The sequence below is a fragment of the Micromonospora sp. C81 genome (assembly GCF_018070425.1).
Lineage (GTDB): Bacteria > Actinomycetota > Actinomycetes > Mycobacteriales > Micromonosporaceae > Micromonospora > Micromonospora zamorensis.
Map to the genome: position 1 here is coordinate 353,860 of NZ_JAGPXS010000004.1, position 20,649 is coordinate 374,508.

The following is a 20,649-nucleotide window of genomic DNA, read 5'->3' on the forward strand; positions in this document are numbered from 1 at the left end:
ACTGTGCGGCTGACCGACTTCTGGACGCGGCTGGATGAGGCGTTCGGGCCCGGCTACGCGGCCAGCATCGCCCGCGACCAGGTGCTGTCCCAGCTCGGCGGACGGACCATCGAACAGGCACTGGCGTCGGGGGAGCAGACGCACGTGGTGTGGCGGGCGGTCTGCGCCGCGTACCCCGATCGAGTGCCCGCCCGACTACGCTGAGCAGCCTTTTCGCCCTTCCGCGTGTCGCTTGCCGAGTCGTACACCTGTTCGGCTACTGTCCACAGCTGGGTGCTCGTCCACAGCTCGCGGCCCGTCGGCTGGTTTTCTGTCGGACCTAGCGCCTAGCGTGTCCGCGTGACGCGAAGCTCAGCAAAGACGCCGGCGAAGGCAGGGGTGGCAAACATGGCAGCAGGGCCTGACCGGGAGAAGGCACTCGACCTTGCTCTCGCTCAGATTGACAAGCAATTCGGCAAGGGCTCGGTGATGCGGCTGGGTGACCGGCCGGTCGTCCAGACCGCAATCATTCCGACCGGCTCCATCGCGCTCGACGTGGCCCTCGGCATCGGTGGCCTGCCGCGCGGCCGGGTGGTCGAGATCTACGGCCCGGAGTCCAGCGGTAAGACCACGGTGGCGCTGCACTCGGTGGCCAGCGCGCAGCGGCTCGGCGGCATCGCCGCCTTCATCGACGCCGAGCACGCGCTCGACCCGGAGTACGCGAAGGCCCTCGGGGTCGACACCGACGCGATGCTCGTCTCCCAGCCGGACACCGGTGAGCAGGCGTTGGAGATCGCGGACATGTTGATCCGCTCCGGCGCGATCGACATCATCGTGATCGACTCGGTGGCGGCCCTGGTGCCACGCGCCGAGATCGAGGGCGAGATGGGCGACAGCCACGTGGGCCTCCAGGCCCGGCTGATGAGCCAAGCACTCCGGAAGATCACCGGTGTGCTCAGCAACACCGGCACCACGGCGATCTTCATCAACCAGCTGCGGGAAAAGATCGGCGTCATGTTCGGCAGCCCGGAGACCACCACCGGTGGTCGGGCGCTGAAGTTCTACGCCTCGGTCCGGCTCGACGTGCGACGCATCGAGAGCCTCAAGGACGGCACCGACGTGGTCGGCAACCGCACCCGGGTCAAGGTCGTGAAGAACAAGGTCGCCGCACCGTTCAAGCAGGCCGAGTTCGACATCATGTACGGCAAGGGCATCTCGCGTGAGGGCTCGCTGATCGACGTCGGCGTGGAGCAGGCGATCATCCGCAAGTCCGGAGCGTGGTACACGTACGACGGCGACCAGCTCGGCCAGGGCAAGGAAAAGGCTCGGGAGTTCCTGAAGGAAAACCCGGACGTGGCCGCCGAGATCGAGAAGAAGATCCTGGAGAAGCTCGGCGTCGGGGTCGGCGCGGGTGACGCCGCCGGTGGCCCGGAGCTGCCGCCGGTCGACTTCTGATCGGTCGCTGACCCATGGCAGGACGACGCGCTCGTACGGGGCGGGGCTGGGATGCCAGTCCGCCTCGTACGGGCGACGCCAGTGACCCACCCCGTCCTCGACGGGGCCGCCAGGCCGAGCCGCAGGCGGACAAACCGGCGTCCCCACCCCGCGACGAGTCGGAGATGGCCCGCGAGATCTGTCTGCGCCAGCTCGCCGTCCGGCCACGCACCCGGGCCGAGCTGGCCGGAGCGTTGGCCAAGCGGGGCATCTCCGAGCAGGTGTCGGCCGAGGTGCTCGACCGCTATGACGAGGTCGGCATCATCGACGACGCCGCGTTCGCCCGAGCCTGGGTGTCCAGTCGGCACACCGGGCGAGGCCTGGCTCGCCGGGCGCTCGCCAACGAGCTGCGCCGCAAGGGTGTGGACGGCGAGGTGGCCACCGAGGCGCTCGGTGAGCTGGACGAGGAGACCGAGGCCGACACCGCCCGCACCCTCGTGGAGCGCAAGCTGCGCACCGCCCGAGGTGAGCCCGACGCGATCTTCCGTCGGCTGGTGGGCATGCTGGCCCGCAAGGGCTACCCGCCTGGCGTGGCGATCCGGGCAGTGAAGGACGCGCTGGCCGCGCAGAGCGCCGAGGCGGCCGAGTTCGCCGAGCAGATCGACGCCGACGCGCTCGCCGACGCCGAGGGTGAGCTGGACCGCGACAACCGTCCGGTCGACTGAGAGTCGCGCTGGGTGCTGTGGGGTGGTCCGATGTTGAAGGCGTGTCTGAACGGCGGGCGCAACAGTGACGCCCACCCGGCGGTGCCGGTCACCCCGGCGGAGTTGGCCGCCGACGCGGCCCGTTGCGCCTCGCTCGGCGTCGCGGCTGTGCACGTCCATCCCCGCGACGCGTCCGGTGTCGAGTCGCTGCGCCCGGAGGTCATCGCCGACGCGCTCACCGCGATCCGCGCCGCCCGGCCGGGGCTGCCGGTGGGGGTGAGCACCGGAGCGTGGATCGAGCCGGATCCGGTCGCCCGGGTGGCCGCCGTCCGAGCCTGGGCGGTGCTGCCCGACTTCGCCTCGGTCAACGCGCACGAGGCCGGTGCCGAGGCCGTCGCCGCCGCCCTGCACGAGCGGGGTGTGCTCGTCGAGGTGGGGCTCTGGACGCTCGACGCCGTCGAGGCGTACCGGTCCTGGCGGGTGCCGGTCGGGCGGATCCTCGTCGAGTGCATGGCGGAGGAGGTGCCGGTCGCGGTGGCCGACGCGGCGCGGATACTCGCGGCGCTGCCGTCGTCGACGGGGGCGCCCACCGGATCGCCGTCGGCGGCACGCTCACCGCAGGACGCGGTGGCGCCACCGGTGCTGCTGCACGCCGAGGGCCCGGCCACCTGGGCGGTGCTCGCCGAGGCGGTCAGCCGTGGGCTGCACACCCGCATCGGGCTGGAGGACACGCTCCTGCTGCCCGACGGCACGCCGGCACCCGGCAACGCCGCGCTCGTCACCGCCGCGCTGGCCGCCGGCGCTCGCTGAGCTGAGATTCCCACCAGCCCGGGCGTTCGGGTCAGCAGGGTCGCTGGTGTCACAAAAGTCGGCTCGACGCGGGGCGATGCCGTCGCTGATCAGGCACGACATCCGGATCAGCGCCAGTGACTCGCCGTGTTTGTCCCGTCGTGTCCGACACGGCATCAGCTCGGAGTGACACCGCAACTTCGCTCCGTTCGGGGGGTTTGATCATGAGTCCTTGACCAGAGCACCCCCGGCGACCTAGCCTCGCCATACAGGCTCACATTGCCCGACCATTGCAGGCTAAGCGCACAACATAGATCGCGTAACAAGACAGCATCACTTTGGCCGGCTCCGCGGCCTTTGGCGGCAACTCCGGACAGGCCGTTCCGGAACGCCGCGACAACTGCACCCGGTCGCCGACGTTGCCCGCGGGCACCGCCGGCGGAGAGAGCTACCCACGGCCAGCCGCTCCGGTCGGGCGTCCACAGCCGCAGGAGTGTGCCCCGGCACGGTCGCTGCGGTCTCGACCTTAGGGGAGGCGGCCATGGCGGGGCGGCGGCACAGGTTCACCGGTAGACCCGACGGGGTCCCGGCATGAACGCCTTCGACGTCGTGCTCCTCGCGGCCGTCCTCGTCCTCGCGGTGGTGGTGATCGGGGCCGTGCTGGTGGGCATCCGGACACTGCGCCGGATGGGCGCCGCGCCGGCTCCGGAGGATCCCGCCTTCATCGCCGAGAAGGACCGTCAGGAGCAATCCCTCGCTGCCCTGCGGACCGCGGCCGACGAGGTGAACAGCACGATCGACGTGGCAAAGTCCGCCGCTGCGGCGGCCCGTACCGAGGCGGCGGCGGCGAAGGCCGAGGCGAAGGCGGCCCGCGCCGAGGCACGCCGGGTCCTCGACGACGCCCGCGCCGAGGCGGACACCGTTCTGGAGCGCGCCCACAAGCAGGCCGAGGCGGACGCCGAGCAGTTGCGGACGGCAGCCCGGCGCAGCGGTGAGCGGGAGGTCGCGGTGCTCGCCGCCACCACCCGGGAGCAGGCCGCGGAGGTGGAGCGCCGGGCCGCCCGGATGGACGAGCGGGAACGGATGCACACCGAGGAGGTGGAGCGGTTCGCCGAGCGGGAGCGGCAGCTCACCGCGGCGAAGGCCGCCCTCGCGGCCCGGGAGTCCGCGCTCGCCCAGCGGGAGGCCGAGCTGACCGAGTCGGAGGAGCTGCGCCGCCGGGAGCTGGAACGGATCGCCGGGCTCACCGCCGACTCGGCGCGACTGGAGCTGGTCGAGGCGATCGAGACCTCTGCCAAGCGGGAGGCGGCGCTGCTCGTGCGGGACATCGAGTCCGACGCGCGCAACACCGCCGAGCAGCGGGCCCGACACATCGTGGTGGACGCCATCCAGCGGGTCGCCAGCGAGCAGACCGCGGAGAGCGTCGTCAGCGTCCTGCACCTGCCCGGTGACGAGATGAAGGGGCGGATCATCGGCCGGGAGGGGCGCAACATCCGCGCCTTCGAGTCGGTGACCGGCGTCAACCTGATCATCGACGACACCCCCGAGGCGGTGCTGCTCTCCTGCTTCGACCCGGTCCGCCGGGAGGTGGGTCGGCTGACGCTGGAGAAGCTGGTGCTGGACGGGCGGATCCACCCGCACCGGATCGAGGAGGTCTACGACCTGGCCCGGCAGGAGGTGGAGCAACTCTGCCTCCGCGCCGCCGAGGACGCCCTGGTGGAGGTCGGCATCACCGAGATCCACCCGGAGCTGGTGACCCTGCTCGGCCGCCTGCGCTACCGCACCTCGTACGGGCAGAACGTGCTCAAGCACCTGGTCGAGACCGCGCACATCGCCGGCATCATGGCCGCCGAGCTGCGACTGGACGTGCCCATCATCAAACGGTCGGCGTTCCTGCACGACATCGGCAAGGCGCTCACCCACGAGGTGGAGGGCAGCCACGCCATCATCGGCGCGGACCTGGCCCGCAAGTACGGCGAGCACGAGGACGTGGTGCACGCCATCGAGGCGCACCACAACGAGGTGCCCCCGCAGACCATCGAGGCCGTCCTCACCCAGGCCTCCGACGCCTGTTCCGGCGGTCGGCCGGGCGCGCGTCGGGAGAGTCTTGAGGCGTACGTCAAGCGCCTGGAGCGGATCGAGGAGATCGCGGCCGGCAAGCTCGGCGTGGACAAGGTCTTCGCCATGCAGGCCGGCCGGGAGATCCGGGTGATGGTCAAGCCGGACGACGTGGACGACATCGGGGCGGCAGTGCTGGCCCGGGACGTGGCCAAGCAGATCGAGGAGGAGCTGACCTACCCGGGTCAGATCCGGGTCACCGTGGTCCGCGAGTCCCGGGTCACCGAGATCGCCCGTTGATGTCTCGATAAGGGGGCGGCGGGGCGAGACCTGGGGTGAAGTCTCGTTCTGGCGGCGATCAGCTCGGGCATCGTCGTGGTGGAAAGCACTCCTGGGCAGGCGGCTCCCTGCACCGCATCACGGGACTGGACCTACACCTGGGGCGCTAAGTCCCAGTGCGTGACGGCAACTACGCCGGAGGGACCTCCGTGTCCAAGGTTCAGTGCGGCTCGGGCGCAACCAAGAGCATCTCCAGCTACGGCGTGGAGCAGGGCCAGGACGACTGACATCCACAGCTCGTACCTAAGCGGCGCAGGGAATGACCTGTGGTCATATCCCTGCGCCGCTTCGGCAGATACCAACGCCCGGTCCTGAGGGGACCGGAAACAGGACCAACTGGTCAGACCATCCGGGCGGCGTCTTCGCCCGCGTCCTGTGCGGGTAGCACCTTTGCCGCCGTCCGTGGAGTCCGGGCCATCCGCTTCTGCAACCACCAGGCCAGGGCGGACAGCGCACCGCAGATGGCGATGTAGATCGCTCCGACGACCAGGTAGGTCGGCACGTACGGCAGGCCGAACGGCAATCGGCCGCCAATCTGCTTACCCACGAAGAGCAGCTCGGGGTAGGTGATGATGAAGCCCAGCGCGGTGTCCTTGAGCAGCACCACGAGCTGGCTGACGATCGCCGGAAGCATCGCCCGGACCGCCTGCGGCAGCAGGATCAGCCGTAGCACCTGGTTCTTGCGCAGACCGACCGCGTACGCCCCCTCGGTCTGCCCGTACGGGACCGCGTTGATGCCGGCCCGGAAGATCTCCGCGAGCACCGAGCCGTTGTAGAGCACCAGCCCGATGACCAACGCCCAGAGCTTGTCGATCGACCAGCCGTACTGCAGCGGCACGTAGTACCCGAAGAAGATCAGAATCAGCAGTGGAATCGCCCGGAACAGCTCCACCACGAAGGTGGCCGGGGTGCGCAGAACCCACTTGTCGCTCAGTCGGGCGCTGGCAAAGACCGCCCCGAAGAGCAGTGCCAGGACCGCAGCGATGCCGGCAGCCTTGAGCGTGGCCCACAGTCCGCCCAGCAGCTCGCGCTGCACCGACGCGTACTGCAGTTGCTCCCACTTACGGGACTCGAACTGGCCGGTGTCGGCGAACTTGTAGCCGATGTAGGCGAGCAGGGCGATGATGCCGGCGGTGGAGGCCACGCCCAGGATCGCGTTACGCCGTTTGGCGCGGGGCCCGGGCAGGTCATAGAGGATCGACGCCTGGCTCAACTCAGCCACCTCTCGTTCGCGACTGCGGGGGTCGCAAGCTCACTCACCGGGCGATCCTCCACTTGCGCTCCAGGAACCGCTGCAGGGTCACGAGCGGCAGGATCAGGATCAAGAAGCCGATGGTGATCCAGAGCAGGACGGCGAACTGTGGCTCGCCCCGCTCAGCCATGTACGCGGGGATCGCGCCGGCCTCCAGGACCGAGAAACCGGCGGCGATGGTGGTGTTCTTCAGCATCGCGATGAACACGCTCATCATCGGCGGGACCATCGCCCGCAGCGCCTGCGGTAGCACGATGAGCGTGAGTACCTGACCGAAGGTCATGCCCAGCGCGCGGGCCGCCTCGGCCTGGCCGGCGGCGACCGTGTTGACGCCGGAGCGGATCACCTCGCACACGAACGCCGAGGTGTAGACCGTCAGCGCGATGGCGGCGCTGGCGAAGTAGTCGATGTTGACGTCCAGCTTCGGCACCGCGAACACGAGGAACGCGAAGACCAGCGTCAGAGGGGTGTTGCGCACCAGGTTGACGTATGTGGCGCCGAATGCCCGCAGCGCCGGCACGGGGGAGACCCGCATCGCGCCGAGCAGCGTGCCGAGGACGAGGCTGCCGACCGCGGCGATCAGGAAAAGTTTGACGGTGTTGGTGAACCCGTCAACGAACAGTTGCCCGTTGTCCGTCAGTACGCGGAAGAACTCGCCCATGCCTCGCTCTCAGTCCTCGGACGAGCGCCGGACGGGGACGAGCCCCGCCCGGCGCCGTAACTCGTGTCGAGCCGGTCGGTCAGTACCGCTCGAGGGTCGGCGGGGTGCCCGCCGAGCCGGACTTGCCGAGCGTTCCGTCGTAGATCTTCTGCCAGGTGCCGTTGCCGAACGACGCCTCGATCTGGTTGTTGACGTAATCGCGCAGCGCCTTGTCGTCCTTCGGCAGGCCGATGCCGTACTTCTCGGTGCTGAACGGCTGGCCGACCACCTTGAGCTCGGTCGGGCTCTGCGCCGCGTAGCCCTTGAGGATGGCGTCGTCGGTGGTGACGGCGTCGACCTTCTTGTCGAGCAGCTGCGAGACGCACTCCGAGTAGGTCTTGAACTCGACGATGTTGTTCGCCTCGGTCAGTCCCTCGTCCCGGATCTTCTGGATCGGGGTCGAGCCGGTGGCCGAGCAGACCTTCTTGCCCTTGAGGCTGTCCTTGCCCGTGATCGACGTCTCGTCCTTGCGGACCAGCAGGTCCTGGCCGGCGACGAAGTACGGGCCGGCGAAGGAGATGTCGTTCTTGCGCTTGTCCGTGATCGAGTAGGTGCCGACGTAGTAGTCGACCTCACCACCCTTGATCGCGGTCTCCCGGTTGGCCGACGCGATCTCCTTGTACTCGATCTTCGCCGGGTCGATGCCCAGCGTGCTCGCCACGTACTGGGCGATCTCGATGTCGAAGCCGCACCGCTTGCCCTGGGCGTCCTTGTAGCCGAGGTTCGGCTGGTCGAACTTGACGCCGACCGAGACCTTGCCCGCCGTCTTGATCTTCTCGAAGGTCGGGCTGCCGGCGACAGCGGCGTCCGTCTTCGGGGTGAAGGTCGCACCGGAGGCCTGGCAGGTGTCGGACTGGGCGCCACCGGAGGCGCTTCCGCCCGCGCTCGGGGTCGGCTCGCCCTCCTTGCCGCAGGCCGCGGCCGACAGGGCGAGGGAGGCCATCATGGCGACCGCCGCCACGCGCTTCATACGCATACTTTTCTCCTTCTTCAACGGAGCCCACCAAGGTTCGGCATGCTCCACTACGGACGCCTAGTGCGTGAGGATCTTGGAGAGGAAGTCCTTGGCCCGGTCGCTGCGCGGGTTCTCGAAGAACTCGGCCGGGGACGCGTCCTCGACGAGCTTGCCGTCGGCCATGAAGATGACCCGGTTCGCCGCGTGCCGGGCGAAGCCCATCTCGTGCGTGACCACGACCATCGTCATGCCGTCGCTGGCCAGCGAGGTCATCACGTCGAGCACCTCGCCGACCATCTCCGGGTCCAGCGCGCTGGTCGGCTCGTCGAAGAGCATCGCCTTGGGCTGCATGGCCAGCGCCCGGGCGATGGCCGCCCGCTGCTGCTGACCGCCGGAGAGCTGGGCGGGGAACTTGTCCGCCTGGTTGGCAATGCCGACCCGGTCGAGGAGGGCCAGGCCGCGCTCGCGGGCAGCGGCCGGCTTCTCCTTGCGGACCTTGATCGGGCCGAGGGTGACGTTCTCCAGGATGGTCTTGTGCGCGAAGAGGTTGAAGGACTGGAAGACCATCCCCACCTCGCTGCGCAGCTTCGCGAGGGGCTTGCCCTCGGCCGGAAGCGGCTGGCCGTCGAAGGTGATGGTGCCGGAACTGATCGGCTCCAGTCGGTTGATGGCGCGGCACAGCGTCGACTTGCCGGAGCCGGACGGGCCGATCACCACGACCACCTCGCCCCGACCCACCGACAGCGAGACGTCGTCCAGCACGTGCAGCGGCCCGAACCACTTGTTGACCGCGTCCAGCACGATGAGCGGTTCGCCCGTCGTCACGTCGTCCACCGTCCCCTGTCATCTCCCGGATCGGGGTCGGTTGACCCCCGGTGCGGCCACTGTAGGCGGCCTGATGTGGCGGAATGCAACTCAGCGGGTCACGGAGCGGTAACACCGGCCGTGATCGGCCTCGGTCGTCCGATTCTGGTCACCGTAAGGGCCACAACGGTGGCGATCGTGGCGCCTTGTCGCGATCATGGGTGGATGACCGAACCGGTACGGCTGACCCGTTACGCCCGCGGCGGCGGCTGCGCCTGCAAGATCCCGCCGGGCGAGCTGGAGATCATGGTGGCCGGTCTCGGCCCGGCAACCGGCACCGCCGAGTTGCTGGTCGGGCTGGATCACGGCGACGACGCGGCGGTGGTGCGCCTGGACGAGCGGACCGGCCTGGTCAGCACCGCTGACTTCTTCACCCCGGTGGTCGACGACGCGTACGACTGGGGTCGGATCGCCGCGGCCAACGCGCTCTCCGACGTGTACGCGATGGGCGGCACCCCGCTTATCGCGCTCAACCTGCTCTGCTGGCCGCGCGACGTGCTGCCGATGGAGTTGGCCGGCGAGGTCCTGCGCGGAGGGCAGGACGTGGCCCGGGAGGCCGGCTGCCACCTGGCGGGTGGGCACAGCGTCGACGACGACGGCCCGAAGTACGGCCTCGCGGTTACCGGCACGGTCCGGCCGGACGAGCTCATCACCCTGGACGCCGGGCGGGCCGGGATGCCGTTGTCCCTGACGAAGCCCCTCGGGGTCGGTGTGCTGAACACCCGGCACAAGACCACCGGTGAGAGCTTCCCGGAGGCGGTGGCCACGATGAGCGCCCTCAACCGGGACGCCGCCCGTGCGGCGGTCGCCGCCGGCATCCGCTGTGGCACCGACGTGACCGGGTTCGGGTTGCTCGGGCACGCCTCGAAACTGGCCCGGGCCAGCCAGGTCACCGTGGCCATCGACACGGCCCGGGTGCCCTATCTGGCGGGGGCGCGGGAGGCGCTGCGCGACGGCCATGTCAGCGGCGGCAGCCGGCGCAACCTGGAGTGGGTGACCCCGTGGACCGATTTCGGGGCGGCGGGCGAGGACGAACGGCTGCTGCTGGCCGACGCGCAGACCTCCGGCGGCCTGCTGGTGGCCGGAGAGGTGCCCGGCGCGCCAGTGGTGGGCGAGCTGCTGCCCCGGGGCGAGCACCTCGTCGTCCTGCGCTGACCGAACCCGGCCGGCACATCGTTCGACCTGCGGTTGTGGTCGTCGGACACGCGGCTGCGATGGTGCGGATCGGGCACCATACCCGATAAACTGTCACCTTCCCGCTACTCCGAGCAATGCTGCTCAGGGAAATTTTGCCCGGAATGGTCACAGACCGGTAACTTGCCCCCGGCTGGGGTCAAATGCCCCCCACCATCGTGTGTAAGGCCCGATTCGGAGGCCGGTGGGGACGAACGCAGCGAGGAGGCGGAATGACCGAGCTGTGGAACTGGAGAATCGACGGGGCTCAACCCGTGGAGGTCTACCCGGCGCTGGCCGAGGCGCTTGGCCGGGTGGTGATGCCGCTGGCGGTGGCCGACCCGGCCCGGTTGCCGGCGTACGCGGTGGTGTGTGACGTCTGGCAGGCGCCGGGCGAGTTCGCGACGGTGGTGGACTGCTACGGGGTGCCCGATCAGCTCCCCGAGCACGCCAGCATCGCCGCGCTCGCACGACTGCTGGGCCGCAACTGCCTGTTGCGCGACGACACGCTCGACGCGGGCCGGCACCTGCTCGTGGCTCCGGACGGCACGGTCCGTCCGGTGCACTTCGACGTGCGGGACACCGATGACGGTGAGGTGCTCAGCAGGTGGCGGCTCTGCACGCTGGGCGACCCGGGCTGCCGGGGCTGGTCGCAGTGTCACCGCTCACGTTGGGCGCCCGACACGGTCGCCCCGGCGCTCGCCGCGGCCTGACCCTCTCCAGGGTCAGGTCCCGGTCGGCCGGGGTGCCGCGCCGGTCCGTCGGACAGGGCTGGCAATCAGTGGGAGGCGGTGGCCTGCCGGTCCGGGGTGCCCGAGCCGGCACCCCGCACCACCAACTGGTCGAGCAGGGTGCGGGTCGCCTCGGCCACGGTGGCCACCGCGGCGTCGAACGCGGCGGCGTTGTGCGCGGCGGGCGCCCGGAAGCCAGAGATCTTCCGGACGTACTGCAACGCCGCCGCCTCGACGTCCGCGTCGGTCACCTGCGGGGTGAACGGCTCACGCAAGGTCTTGATGCTCCGGCACATGTGCGCTCCTCTCGGGTTGCCACTCGTGGTGCCGATGGCTGTACCGACGGTGACACTGGGTCGATATTTGTCTATCCTGGTCACGGACCAGAGCCTTTCGAGCCATTCTCGCCGCTCGCGCCCCCAGCGCCCCGGGCCCCCGGAGACTCATTGTGGACCATGCCCCCACCCGCTCACCCCGTCCCGACCCAGATGACCTCGCACGCAGCCTGCACACCCCGTTGGATCGGATCGCCGTCGAGCACGCCGATCTGATCGAGGCGATCCGCAGGCGCGTCGTCGCGGGCCAATCGGTGCCGTCCGGCAGCGTGCCCGTCGCCGCCTTCAACTCGTCCATCTGAGCGATGGTCTGCCGGTGCGGTGCGCCCGGAGCGGGCGGATCCTGCCGGCCGATCAGCCAGTTCGTGCTGAAGGTGCACAGTCGGTGCGACCTCAGCTGCGACCACTGCTACGTCTACCAGCACGCCGACCAGACCTGGCGGGGCCGACCGGTGCGGATGCCACCGGCGACGGTCCGCGCCGCCGCACAGCGCATCGCCGAGCACGCCCGCGAGCACGAGGTGCCGGACGTGCACGTGGTGCTGCACGGCGGTGAGCCGCTGCTGCTGGGTGCCGCCGGGCTGCGCGAGGTGCTGGCCGAGCTGCGGGCCGCGATCACCCCGTGGACGCGGCTCGACCTGCGCATGCAGACCAACGGTGTGCTGCTCGACGAGGAGCTGTGCCAACTGCTCGTCGACTACGACGTGCGGGTCGGTGTGTCGTTCGACGGCGACCGTGCCGCCAACGACCGCCACCGGGTCTTCGCCCACGGCGGCAGCAGCCACGACCAGGTCCGGCGGGCCCTGGCCCTGCTCCGACGACCGGCGTACCGCAGCAGCTACGCCGGCATCCTCTGCACTGTCGACGTCCGCAACGATCCCGACCGGGTCTACGAGGCGCTGCTGGCCGAGAGCCCGCCCCGGGTCGACCTGCTGCTGCCCCACGCCACCTGGGACCACCCACCGGAGCGTCCCGGCCCCGGCTCCACCCCGTACGCGGACTGGCTGGGGCGGATCCACCGGCGGTGGGTGGACGACGGGCGCCCCGGGTCGATCCGGCTGTTCGAGGCGCTGATGCCGGGTGGCGGCGGCACCGAGGCGCTCGGCCTCGCGCCGGCCGACGTGCTGGTGGTCGAGGCCGACGGCACCTGGGAGCAGGTCGACTCGCTGAAGACGGCATACCATGGCGCGGCCGGCACCGGGTTCGACGTGTTCGACCATTCGGTGGACGAGGCCGCCCGGCATCCCGGGGTGGCCATCCGACAGGACGGCGTGCAGGGGCTCTGTGCCACCTGCCGGGCCTGCCCGGTGGTCGACCGTTGCGGCGGAGGCCTGTACGCCCACCGCTGGCGCACCGGCTCCGGCTTCGACAATCCCTCGGTCTACTGCGCCGACCTGCTCGGCCTGATCGACACTGTGGACGCCTACCCGGCGCCCGGCCACGTCGCGCCCAGCGTGTGGTCCGCCGCCTCTCCGGTCGACGACCTGCTGGACGACCTGGCGACCGGGCACGGGTCGCCGCAGACCGTGAGACGAATCGCCGACGACCAGTTGGCCATCACCCGGATGCTGTTGGCGGCCTGTCGGGAGTTGTCCGACAGCGCGGCCGCCTGGGAGGTGCTCGCCGACCTTGAGCTGAAGGCGCCGGAGGCGGTCCGAGCGGTCCTGGAGCACCCCTTCGTCCGCCCGTGGCTGGTGCACCGCCTCGACCCGTCGGCCCGGTCCGGCGCCCGCGCGGCTGCCGACCCCCTGCCGGCCCTCGCCGTCGCCGCGGCCGTCCGGGTGGGCGTCCCCGTCACCGTGGACGTCCCGGTGCGGGCCGACGCGATCACGGTGCCCACGCTCGGCAGCCTGCTGCTGCCCGGCCTGGGGGAGCGCGCCGAGGTGACCGTCCTGCCCGGTGGGTTCCGGGTCCGGGGCGGGTCGGCGGACCGGACCGTCCTCCTCGACACGGTCGAGCCGTCGGCCGGCTGGCGACCGGTGCGCGACGTGCCGACGCCGGCTGGCCGGCTGTCCATCGAGGACGGCGATCCGTACCGGGACTGCTACGGCCAGCCGGTGGCATCGCGCCTGGACACCCCGACCGCGCAGGCGTTGGGCCGTACCCTGGTCGAGGCCTGGCAGATCGTGCGCCGGGACGTGCCGGCGCACGCGGTGGCGCTCGACGGCGGTCTGCGCGCCGTCGTGCCGCTGGCACCCGACCCGGCGCGACCACTGCGCAGCGCGACCGCCCGGCACGCGTTCGGTGCGGTCGCCGTCACCCCCCATCCGGACCCGGAGACGATGGCGGTGCTGCTCGTGCACGAGTGGCAGCACGCGAAACTCGGTGCCGTGCTCGACCGGTACGACCTGGTGGCACCCGGGCACAGCCCCCGGATCACGGTGCCCTGGCGCCCCGACCCGCGGCCACCCGAGGGGGTCCTCCAGGGGGTGTACGCCCACCTGGCCGTCACCCAGGTGTGGCGGGCCCGAGCGGCGACCGACGGCGGGGAAGCGTCGGCCCACGCCGCCCGTTACCTGGCGTGGACCCGGGACGGCGCCGACGCGCTGCTGGCCAGCCGGTCGCTCACCGCGGCCGGTGAGCGGTTCGTCGGTCAGCTGCGCCACGCCCTGGAGGAGACCCGTGTCGGGTCCCGATGAACGTCATCCGCCCGCCCTGGGCCGTCCCCACCTCGCCGACGATCTGCGAGCGCTGGGCGTACGCCCGGGTGTGTGCCTCCTGGTGCACTGCGGTCTGCGCCGGGTGGGCCCGCTGGAGCACGGCCCCGCGACCCTCGCCGGCGCCCTGCGGGACGTCCTCGGCCCGGCCGGCACGCTGCTGGTTCCCACCCAGACCGACGGCAACTCGACCACCTCCCGGGCCCACCTGGCGGCCGTCGCCGGGATGGACCGGGCGCAACGCGAGCGGTACGAGGCGGCGCTGCCGGGCTGGGACCGCCAGACCACGCCCTCGCAGCGGATGGGCGTGCTCGCCGAGTACGTCCGCTGTGCCCCCGGTGCGGTTCGCAGTGACCATCCCCAGACCTCGTTCGCCGCGCTCGGCCCTCGGGCCCGGCAGCTCACCGACGGCCACGACCTCACCTGCCACCTGGGAGAACGCTCACCGGTGGGTGGCCTGTACGCGGCCGACGGGCAGATCCTGCTGCTCGGCCTCGGCTACGAGGCGTGCAGCGCCCTGCACCTGGCCGAGTACCGGCTGCCGGTGCCCACGCCGGAGCGCGACTACCGCTGTTTCCGGCTCGTCGACGGCCGCCGCGTACGCCTCGACTTCCGCGGGCTCGACCTGGACGACCGCGACTTTCCCCGGGTGGGTGCCGCGCTCGACGGCACACCGATCGTCCGGCACGGGCGGGTCGGGCGGGCCCAGGCTCGCCTGCTGCCGGCGCGAGCCGCCGTGGACTTCGCGGTCGGCTGGTTCGCCGCGAATCGCCTGGCGGCGCAGCGTTGACGCGGGGACTACGCTGATGTTCCGGCCGCGTGGGGAGGGCGGAGGGCTGAGCACAGTGGACGCACCCTCCAGACTGCGCGCCCCGCTCTTCTTCATCAGCTATTCCCGGGCCCCGGTCGGCCGCGCCACCGGCAAACCCGCCGAGTACGTCTCCCGGTTCTTCGAGGACCTCTCCGTCCACGTCAGTGAGCTGGTCGGCCCGGTGACCGGAGTGGACGCCGGCTTTCTGGACAGCTCCATCGCCGGCGGTGAACGGTGGAGCCCGGAGCTGCTCCAGGCCGCCGGCACCTGCCAGGTCTTCGTCCCGCTGGTGTCCAGCGCGCTGCTCGGCAGTGACTGGTGCGGCCGGGAGTGGGATGCGTTCTCCCGCCGGACGATCGTCCCGCGGCACAGCTCCGCCTCGCCCCACGAGACGGCCATCGTGCCGGTCACCTGGTCGCCGACGAACGGCACGGCGCTGCCCCGGGTGCTCCGCGACATCCAACGGTTCACCCCGACCGCCGTGCCGGATCCCGACATCGCGGTGCACTACCAGCGGGATGGGGTCTATGGGTTGCTGACCATGCAGTGGGAGAACGCGTACCGGGCGGTGGTCTGGCGGCTCGCCCAGCGGATCGTGGCGATCCACCGGTCGTACGTGGTGCAGCCCTGGGTGCCGGCGAGCGTGGACGAGCTGTGCAACCGGTTCACCGAGGAGCCGGGATGAGCCCGCCGACGGACCGGCGCCGACCGGCAGCGCGCGGGACGTACTTCTTCCTCAGCTACGCCCACTCGGCGCCCCCGCCGGGCGCACGCGCCGACGCCGACGTCTGGGTCGGCCAGTTCTTCGCCGACCTGTCCGACGAGGTGCGGCGCCAGGCGCGCCCGGTGGCGGGGATGCGGATCGGCTTCTTCGACCAGCACATCCCGTTGGGCGCCGACTGGAAGGCGGCTCTCGCGGAGGCGCTGGGCGACGCCGAGGTCTTCGTTCCGCTCTACTCGCCCGGCTACTTCAGTCGCCCGTGGGCGTTGGGGGAGCAGGAGTCCTTCCGGGCCCGGCTGGCCGCCGCCGGGTCGGCCCGGCTGACCGCCGGCCACCTCACCCCGGTGCTCTGGATCCCGTTCCCACCGTGGGAGACGCACCCGGAGCTGGACGGCGCCCTGGACCTGGGCCGGGACGTCCCGGCGTACGCCGAGGACGGCCTGCGGGCGTTCTGCATGCTGGCCTCCTACCGGGCACAGTACGAGCTTCTGCTGAGCCGCCTGGCCAGCCGGATCGTGCACACCGCCGAGCGGCGACCGCTGGGCCCGTCCCGCGCGCCGGGCCTCGACGAGGTCGTCCGCCCGGGGCCGACCGACCCGGACTTCGTCGTCGCCGTCCTGGCGCCGACACGGGACCACCTGCCGAGCGACCGCGACCCCGCCGGCTACGCGGCCAGCGGCAAGCTCTGGCGACCGTACGGGCGCCGCCAGGAGCTGCCCGCCGCCGAGTACGCGGCCAGCACCGCCGAGCGACTCGGGCTGTCCGCCCGCACGGCGGACTTCGCGCAGGCCGCCGGGCTGCTCGATCGCCGACCGGCCGTGCTGCTTGTCGACCCGTGGATCGCGGCCTCGCCGGACGCCGCCGCGATCCTCTCCGGCCAGCTGCACGGCCTGCGGGAGTGGGTGGTTCCACTGGTGGTCACCGACGACGACGACACCCAGGACGCCAGCCGGTGGGCGACCGAGGTGACGCAACTGCTGCACGATGCCGGCCTGCCCCAGGTCAAGCGGGCGTGCAGCATGCCGGAGTTCGTCGACCTGATGCCGGCGTTGGTCACCGAGGCTCGCCGTCAGTTCCTCAAGTACGGCCCGGTGGTTCCCTTCGAACCGCCGCCGGAGCCGGTGCCGAGCCTGCGTGACGGCCTGCCGCCGGCCGGCTCGACCGTCACCCCCGATCCCGCGTCCACGCCTGACGATCCGGCCCCATTGCGTCCCCACGGAGAAAACCGATGAACAACGATCGCGAAGGCCAGGTCGTCACCTTCTACTCGTTCAAGGGTGGGACGGGCCGGACGATGGCGTTGGCCAATGTGGCCTGGATCCTCGCGGCCAGCGGCCGGCGGGTGCTCGTCGCCGACTGGGACCTCGAGTCACCCGGCCTGCACCGCTTCTTCCACCCGTTCCTCGACGCCGAGGCGATCCAGGGCACCAGCGGTGTGATCGACATGATCCGCGACTACGAGTGGGAGACCACCCGGGTCGACGACCGGCCGGACCGCTGGATGGAGCAGTACGCCCGGGTCGGGCGGCACGCCTTCTCGCTGCGCTGGAACTTCCCCGACGGCGGGGGTCTGGACTTCCTCTCCGCGGGCCGGCAGAACAGCGACTACGCCGTCTCGGTGAGCGGGCTGGACTGGGACAACTTCTACAACCGGCTGGGCGGTGCGCAGTTCTTCGAAGCGCTGCGGGCGGACATGAAGCGCCAGTACGACTTCACCCTGATCGACAGCCGGACAGGGTTGAGCGACGTCGCCGACATCTGCACCCTGCACCTTCCGGACACGCTGGTCGACTGTTTCACCCTCAGCGACCAGGGCATCGACGGTGCGGCCCGGGTGGCGCACTCGGTACGCGACAGGTACCGGCGGCGCGACATCCGGGTCCTGCCGGTGCCGATGCGGGTCGACCAGGCCGAGAAGGAGCGGGCCGAGGCGGGTCGTCTGCTGGCCATGCGGCGGTTCGCCGGGTTGCCGGCGGGCATGACCGAGGCCGAACGGCGGCGCTACTGGGCTGCCGTCGAGGTCCCGTACCGGCCGTTCTACGCGTACGAGGAGACACTGGCGACGTTCGGGGACCCGCCCGGCTCGCCCACGTCGCTGCTGGCCGCGTTCGAGACGTTGACCGGGATCCTCACCGACGGCGCGGTGACCGCGCTGCCGCTGATGGACGAGTCGGTGCGGGAGCGGGGCAAGGCCCGTTTCCGTCGACGCACCGAGGCGATCGACGACCAGATCGTGCTCCGGTGTGCGCCGGAGGACGCCATCTGGGCCGAGTGGCTGGAGCGGGTGCTCAGCTCGGCCGGGTTGCGGGTGGTGGAGCCCATGGCCGCCGTCGGGTCCGCGGGCACGCCCGCGCCGCGCACGCTGACAGTGGTCTCGCCGGCCTACGTGGCGACGCCGTCCGGCGGTCTGCCCGACCGGGACACCAGCACCGGTTCCACGGCGCTCGCCGTGTATGTCGCCGACCTGCGCCCGCTGGCGGAGTTCCCCTCCCAGAGCTCCACCAACCTGGTCAATGTGAGCGCGGCGACCGCCGTGGAGCGGGTGTTGCGGCTGGTCGGCCGGCCGGTGCCGTCGTCGGCGGACGGCCCGGCGGGCGGGAGCACCCGCTTTCCCGGCACCGAACCGTTGATCTTCAACGCCCCCAACCGGAACGCCCGGTTCACCGGCCGGGAGGACGACCTGGCCCAGCTGCGCGCGCAACTGCAGAGCGGGGGCAGCGCGGTGGTGCTGCCGGTCGCCCTCCAGGGCATGGGCGGCGTCGGAAAGACACAGGTGGCCCTGGAGTACGTGCACCGTTACAAGACCGCGTACGACGTGGTCTGGTGGATCGTGGCGGACCCGCCGCAGTTCGTCGACACCGCCCTGGCCGACCTCGCCAGCCGCCTCGGCATCCTCGCCGGGCCGACCGTGCCCGACACGGTCCGGTCCGTGTTGCAGGTGCTGGGCCGAGGCGAGCCGTACGAGCGGTGGCTCGTCGTGCTCGACAACGCCGAGGAGCTCGACCAGATCGAGCCCTTCCTGCCCCAGGGCCCCGGGCACGTCCTGCTGACCTCGCGCAATCGCGCCTGGGGTGACCGGGCGAACCCGATCCAGGTGGACGTCTTCAACCGCACCGAGAGCGTCGCGCACCTCGCCCAGCGGGTGCCCACGATCAGCGCCGAGGAGGCCGACCGGGTGGCCGAGGCGCTCGGCGACCTGCCGATCGCGGTGGCGGCGGCTGGCGCGTGGCTCGCGGACACCGGCACGTCGGTCGCCGACTACCTGCGGCAGATCGAGCGGCACGGCCCCAGCGCGCTCTCCGTCGAGGCGACCTGGGACCTGTCGCTGAACCGGCTGCTCGACCAGGCGCCCGCCGCGTACCGGCTGTTGCAGCTCTGCTCGGTGCTGGCCCCGGAGATCGCGCTGGAGCTGATCTACAGCGACGAGATGGCGGCGGCCCTCGTGCCGTTCGACCCGTCGGTGTCGGAACGGCTCGTCCGCGGTGCGCTGGTCCAGCAGATCAACCGGCTCGCCCTGCTCAAACTCGACGTCCAGGGCGGCCGGGTCCAGGTGCACCGGTTGTTGCAGGCGGTCGTACGCGACCGGATGACCGACGACGAGATCGACGCGGCCCGACACCAGGTGCACCTGGTGCTGGCGGCGTCCCGGCCCCGCGGTGACGTGGACGACCCGACCACCTGGCCCCGGCTGCGGATGCTCTGGCCGCACCTGGAGGTCTCCGAGGCGTTGAACTGCCCCGACGAGTCGGTGTGTCAGCTGCTGATTGACCGGGTCCGCTACCTGTGGCAGCGCGGCGGTCTGGACCAGGCCGACGGGTTCAGTCAGGAGGTGGACGAGACCTGGTCCGCCCGGCTCGGCGACACGCACGAAGAGGTCGAGGCGTCCGCGCTGGGTCGACAGTTGTTGCACCTGCGCTTCAACCGGGCGAACATCCTTCGCAGCCTGGGCCGCTTCGACGAGGCCCGGGACCTGGACGAGGCGGTGCTGGCCGAGCAACGCCGGCTGCTCGGCCCGATGCACCCGCACAGTCTGATGACCGCCGGCAGCCTCGGCGGTGACCTGCGCGCGCTCGGCCGGTACGCCGAGGCGCTGGAACGGGACCGGTCCACGTACGCCTCCTGGCTCCAGGTGTTCGGCGAGGACCACCCCCGGACGTTGAGCGCGGCCAACAACCTCGCCGTCTCCTACCGGCTGGTCGGCGACTACCGGTCCGCCCGCAGGTGGGACGACGAGGTGCACCAGCGGCGGCGGCTGGTGCTCGGCCCCACCCACCCGTACACCCTGGTCTCCGCCGTGCGTCTGGGCAGCGACCTGCGGGAAGCCGGTGAGTACGAGAGGTCGGTCACCCTGCTGCGCACCGTGTACGACACGTACTGCGAGGTGCTCGGGCCGGACGACGGCCAGAGTCTCGCCGCGCAGGTCAACCTGGCGGTGTCCCTGCGCAGCGCCGGCCGGGGAGCCGAGGCCGCGCCGATGTTCGAGACGGCCTACCGCGAGCTCGACGAACGCTTCGGACCGGACAACCCGGACACGGTGGCGTCCCGGTCGAGCCGCGCGGCGAACCTGCTGGCCGTAGGCGACGCGGCCAGGGCGTTCACGGAGATGACCGCCGTGAGCCAGGCGTACGAGGAACAGCTGCGCCTCGGCGCGGAGCACCCGCACACGCTGGCGACGCTGAGCAACATCTCCGCTGCCGAGCGCGCGCTCGGGCGCAGGTCGGATGCCCGTGCGTCGGCGGCCCGGGCCTCCGGCGAGCTGCGCAAGGTGCTCGGCCCCGACCACCCGCACACCCTTGCCGCGGACGTGAACCACGCGGTGTGCCTCGCCGAGGAGGGGGAGTGGGACTCGGCGCGGGAGCGACTGCGGGAGACCGCCGGTCGCCTGGCCACGGTGATCGGCGCGGATCACCCCGACACGCTGCGCTGCCGCGGTGATCTCTCCCTGGTGTCGAGGCGGGCCGGTGGCGAGGCCCCCGCCGAGGACGTCGGCGCGGTGGCGGACCGGCTGGCCGAGGTGATTGGCCCGGAGCATCCGACGGTGCAGACCCTGCGTGAGCGGCGGTTCGTCGTCCGGGTGATCGACCCGCACACGATCTGACCGGGGTTGGTCCGGCGGGGTGGGTCAGGTCCGCCTCGCCGGGCCGAGC

Annotated in this window: 17 protein-coding genes; 12 read left to right on the forward strand and 5 right to left on the reverse strand. The window is 71.4% G+C overall.

Features of this window, described 5'->3' with window-relative positions; all coding sequences use genetic code 11:
* Window positions 1-3: 3 nt before the first annotated feature.
* From KBX46_RS10390 to rny, 5 genes are all read left to right on the forward strand, one after another.
* Window positions 4-204, forward strand: a complete 201-nt coding sequence (locus tag KBX46_RS10390) for a DUF3046 domain-containing protein (RefSeq protein WP_030489422.1) — start codon at window positions 4-6, stop codon at window positions 202-204.
* Between the two features lie 183 nt (window positions 205-387).
* A complete protein-coding gene (gene recA, locus KBX46_RS10395; protein WP_053656326.1) occupies window positions 388-1,434 on the forward strand; it encodes a recombinase RecA in 1,047 nt (348 codons plus the stop codon).
* A 14-nt stretch (window positions 1,435-1,448) separates the two neighbouring features.
* The gene (locus KBX46_RS10400; RefSeq protein WP_210792250.1) at window positions 1,449-2,138 is read left to right on the forward strand and encodes a regulatory protein RecX; all 690 of its coding nucleotides are present in this window, start codon (window positions 1,449-1,451) and stop codon (window positions 2,136-2,138) included.
* Between the two features lie 30 nt (window positions 2,139-2,168).
* A complete protein-coding gene (locus KBX46_RS10405; protein ID WP_210792255.1) occupies window positions 2,169-2,927 on the forward strand; it encodes a 3-keto-5-aminohexanoate cleavage protein in 759 nt (252 codons plus the stop codon).
* Between the two features lie 570 nt (window positions 2,928-3,497).
* A complete protein-coding gene (gene rny, locus KBX46_RS10410) occupies window positions 3,498-5,264 on the forward strand; it encodes a ribonuclease Y (protein ID WP_210792257.1) in 1,767 nt (588 codons plus the stop codon).
* 379 nt (window positions 5,265-5,643) lie between these two features.
* Here the strand turns inward: rny and KBX46_RS10415 are convergent, their stop codons facing one another.
* The 4 genes from KBX46_RS10415 to KBX46_RS10430 form a co-directional block, all read right to left on the reverse strand.
* Window positions 5,644-6,516: an amino acid ABC transporter permease gene (locus tag KBX46_RS10415; protein WP_210792258.1), complete on the reverse strand. Its 873-nt coding sequence runs from the start codon at window positions 6,514-6,516 to the stop codon at window positions 5,644-5,646.
* A gap of 43 nt (window positions 6,517-6,559) precedes the next feature.
* On the reverse strand, window positions 6,560-7,216 hold the full coding sequence (locus KBX46_RS10420; protein WP_099851350.1) for an amino acid ABC transporter permease: 657 nt from the start codon (window positions 7,214-7,216) through the stop codon (window positions 6,560-6,562).
* Window positions 7,217-7,295: 79 nt separating this feature from the next.
* Window positions 7,296-8,231 carry a glutamate ABC transporter substrate-binding protein gene (locus tag KBX46_RS10425; RefSeq protein WP_099851352.1) on the reverse strand — a complete coding sequence of 312 codons (936 nt, stop codon included), beginning with the start codon at window positions 8,229-8,231 and terminating at the stop codon, window positions 7,296-7,298.
* A gap of 57 nt (window positions 8,232-8,288) precedes the next feature.
* Window positions 8,289-9,044 (reverse strand): amino acid ABC transporter ATP-binding protein, encoded by a 756-nt coding sequence (locus KBX46_RS10430; protein ID WP_210792259.1) that lies wholly within the window; start codon window positions 9,042-9,044, stop codon window positions 8,289-8,291.
* A 195-nt stretch (window positions 9,045-9,239) separates the two neighbouring features.
* On the opposite strand from KBX46_RS10430, the gene selD reads away from it, so the two are divergent.
* Both selD and KBX46_RS10440 read left to right on the forward strand, forming a co-directional pair.
* The gene (gene selD, locus KBX46_RS10435; protein ID WP_210792261.1) at window positions 9,240-10,229 is read left to right on the forward strand and encodes a selenide, water dikinase SelD; all 990 of its coding nucleotides are present in this window, start codon (window positions 9,240-9,242) and stop codon (window positions 10,227-10,229) included.
* Window positions 10,230-10,480: 251 nt separating this feature from the next.
* The gene (locus KBX46_RS10440) at window positions 10,481-10,960 is read left to right on the forward strand and encodes a hypothetical protein (protein ID WP_088946764.1); all 480 of its coding nucleotides are present in this window, start codon (window positions 10,481-10,483) and stop codon (window positions 10,958-10,960) included.
* Window positions 10,961-11,025: 65 nt separating this feature from the next.
* On the opposite strand, the gene KBX46_RS10445 is transcribed toward KBX46_RS10440, so the two are convergent.
* Window positions 11,026-11,274 (reverse strand): DUF2277 family protein, encoded by a 249-nt coding sequence (locus KBX46_RS10445; protein ID WP_088946765.1) that lies wholly within the window; start codon window positions 11,272-11,274, stop codon window positions 11,026-11,028.
* A 404-nt stretch (window positions 11,275-11,678) separates the two neighbouring features.
* On the opposite strand from KBX46_RS10445, the gene KBX46_RS10450 reads away from it, so the two are divergent.
* Genes KBX46_RS10450 through fxsT form a run of 5 tightly spaced genes read left to right on the forward strand, consistent with a single transcriptional unit; the run spans window position 11,679 to window position 20,600 of the window.
* Window positions 11,679-13,952 carry an FxsB family cyclophane-forming radical SAM/SPASM peptide maturase gene (locus tag KBX46_RS10450; protein ID WP_308159444.1) on the forward strand — a complete coding sequence of 758 codons (2,274 nt, stop codon included), beginning with the start codon at window positions 11,679-11,681 and terminating at the stop codon, window positions 13,950-13,952.
* Entirely contained in the window at window positions 13,936-14,760 is an 825-nt protein-coding gene (locus KBX46_RS10455) for an aminoglycoside N(3)-acetyltransferase (RefSeq protein WP_255508730.1), read from the forward strand. Before KBX46_RS10450 ends, KBX46_RS10455 begins: the two co-directional genes overlap by 17 nt.
* A gap of 16 nt (window positions 14,761-14,776) precedes the next feature.
* Complete coding sequence (locus KBX46_RS10460) at window positions 14,777-15,466, forward strand: TIR-like protein FxsC (protein ID WP_141908311.1); 690 nt, start codon at window positions 14,777-14,779, stop codon at window positions 15,464-15,466.
* Window positions 15,463-16,734, forward strand: a complete 1,272-nt coding sequence (locus KBX46_RS10465; protein WP_210792264.1) for a TIR-like protein FxsC — start codon at window positions 15,463-15,465, stop codon at window positions 16,732-16,734. The genes KBX46_RS10460 and KBX46_RS10465 overlap by 4 nt, the downstream gene beginning before the upstream one ends.
* Window positions 16,731-20,600, forward strand: a complete 3,870-nt coding sequence (gene fxsT, locus KBX46_RS10470) for an FxSxx-COOH system tetratricopeptide repeat protein (protein ID WP_210792266.1) — start codon at window positions 16,731-16,733, stop codon at window positions 20,598-20,600. The genes KBX46_RS10465 and fxsT overlap by 4 nt, the downstream gene beginning before the upstream one ends.
* Window positions 20,601-20,649 lie beyond the last annotated feature (49 nt).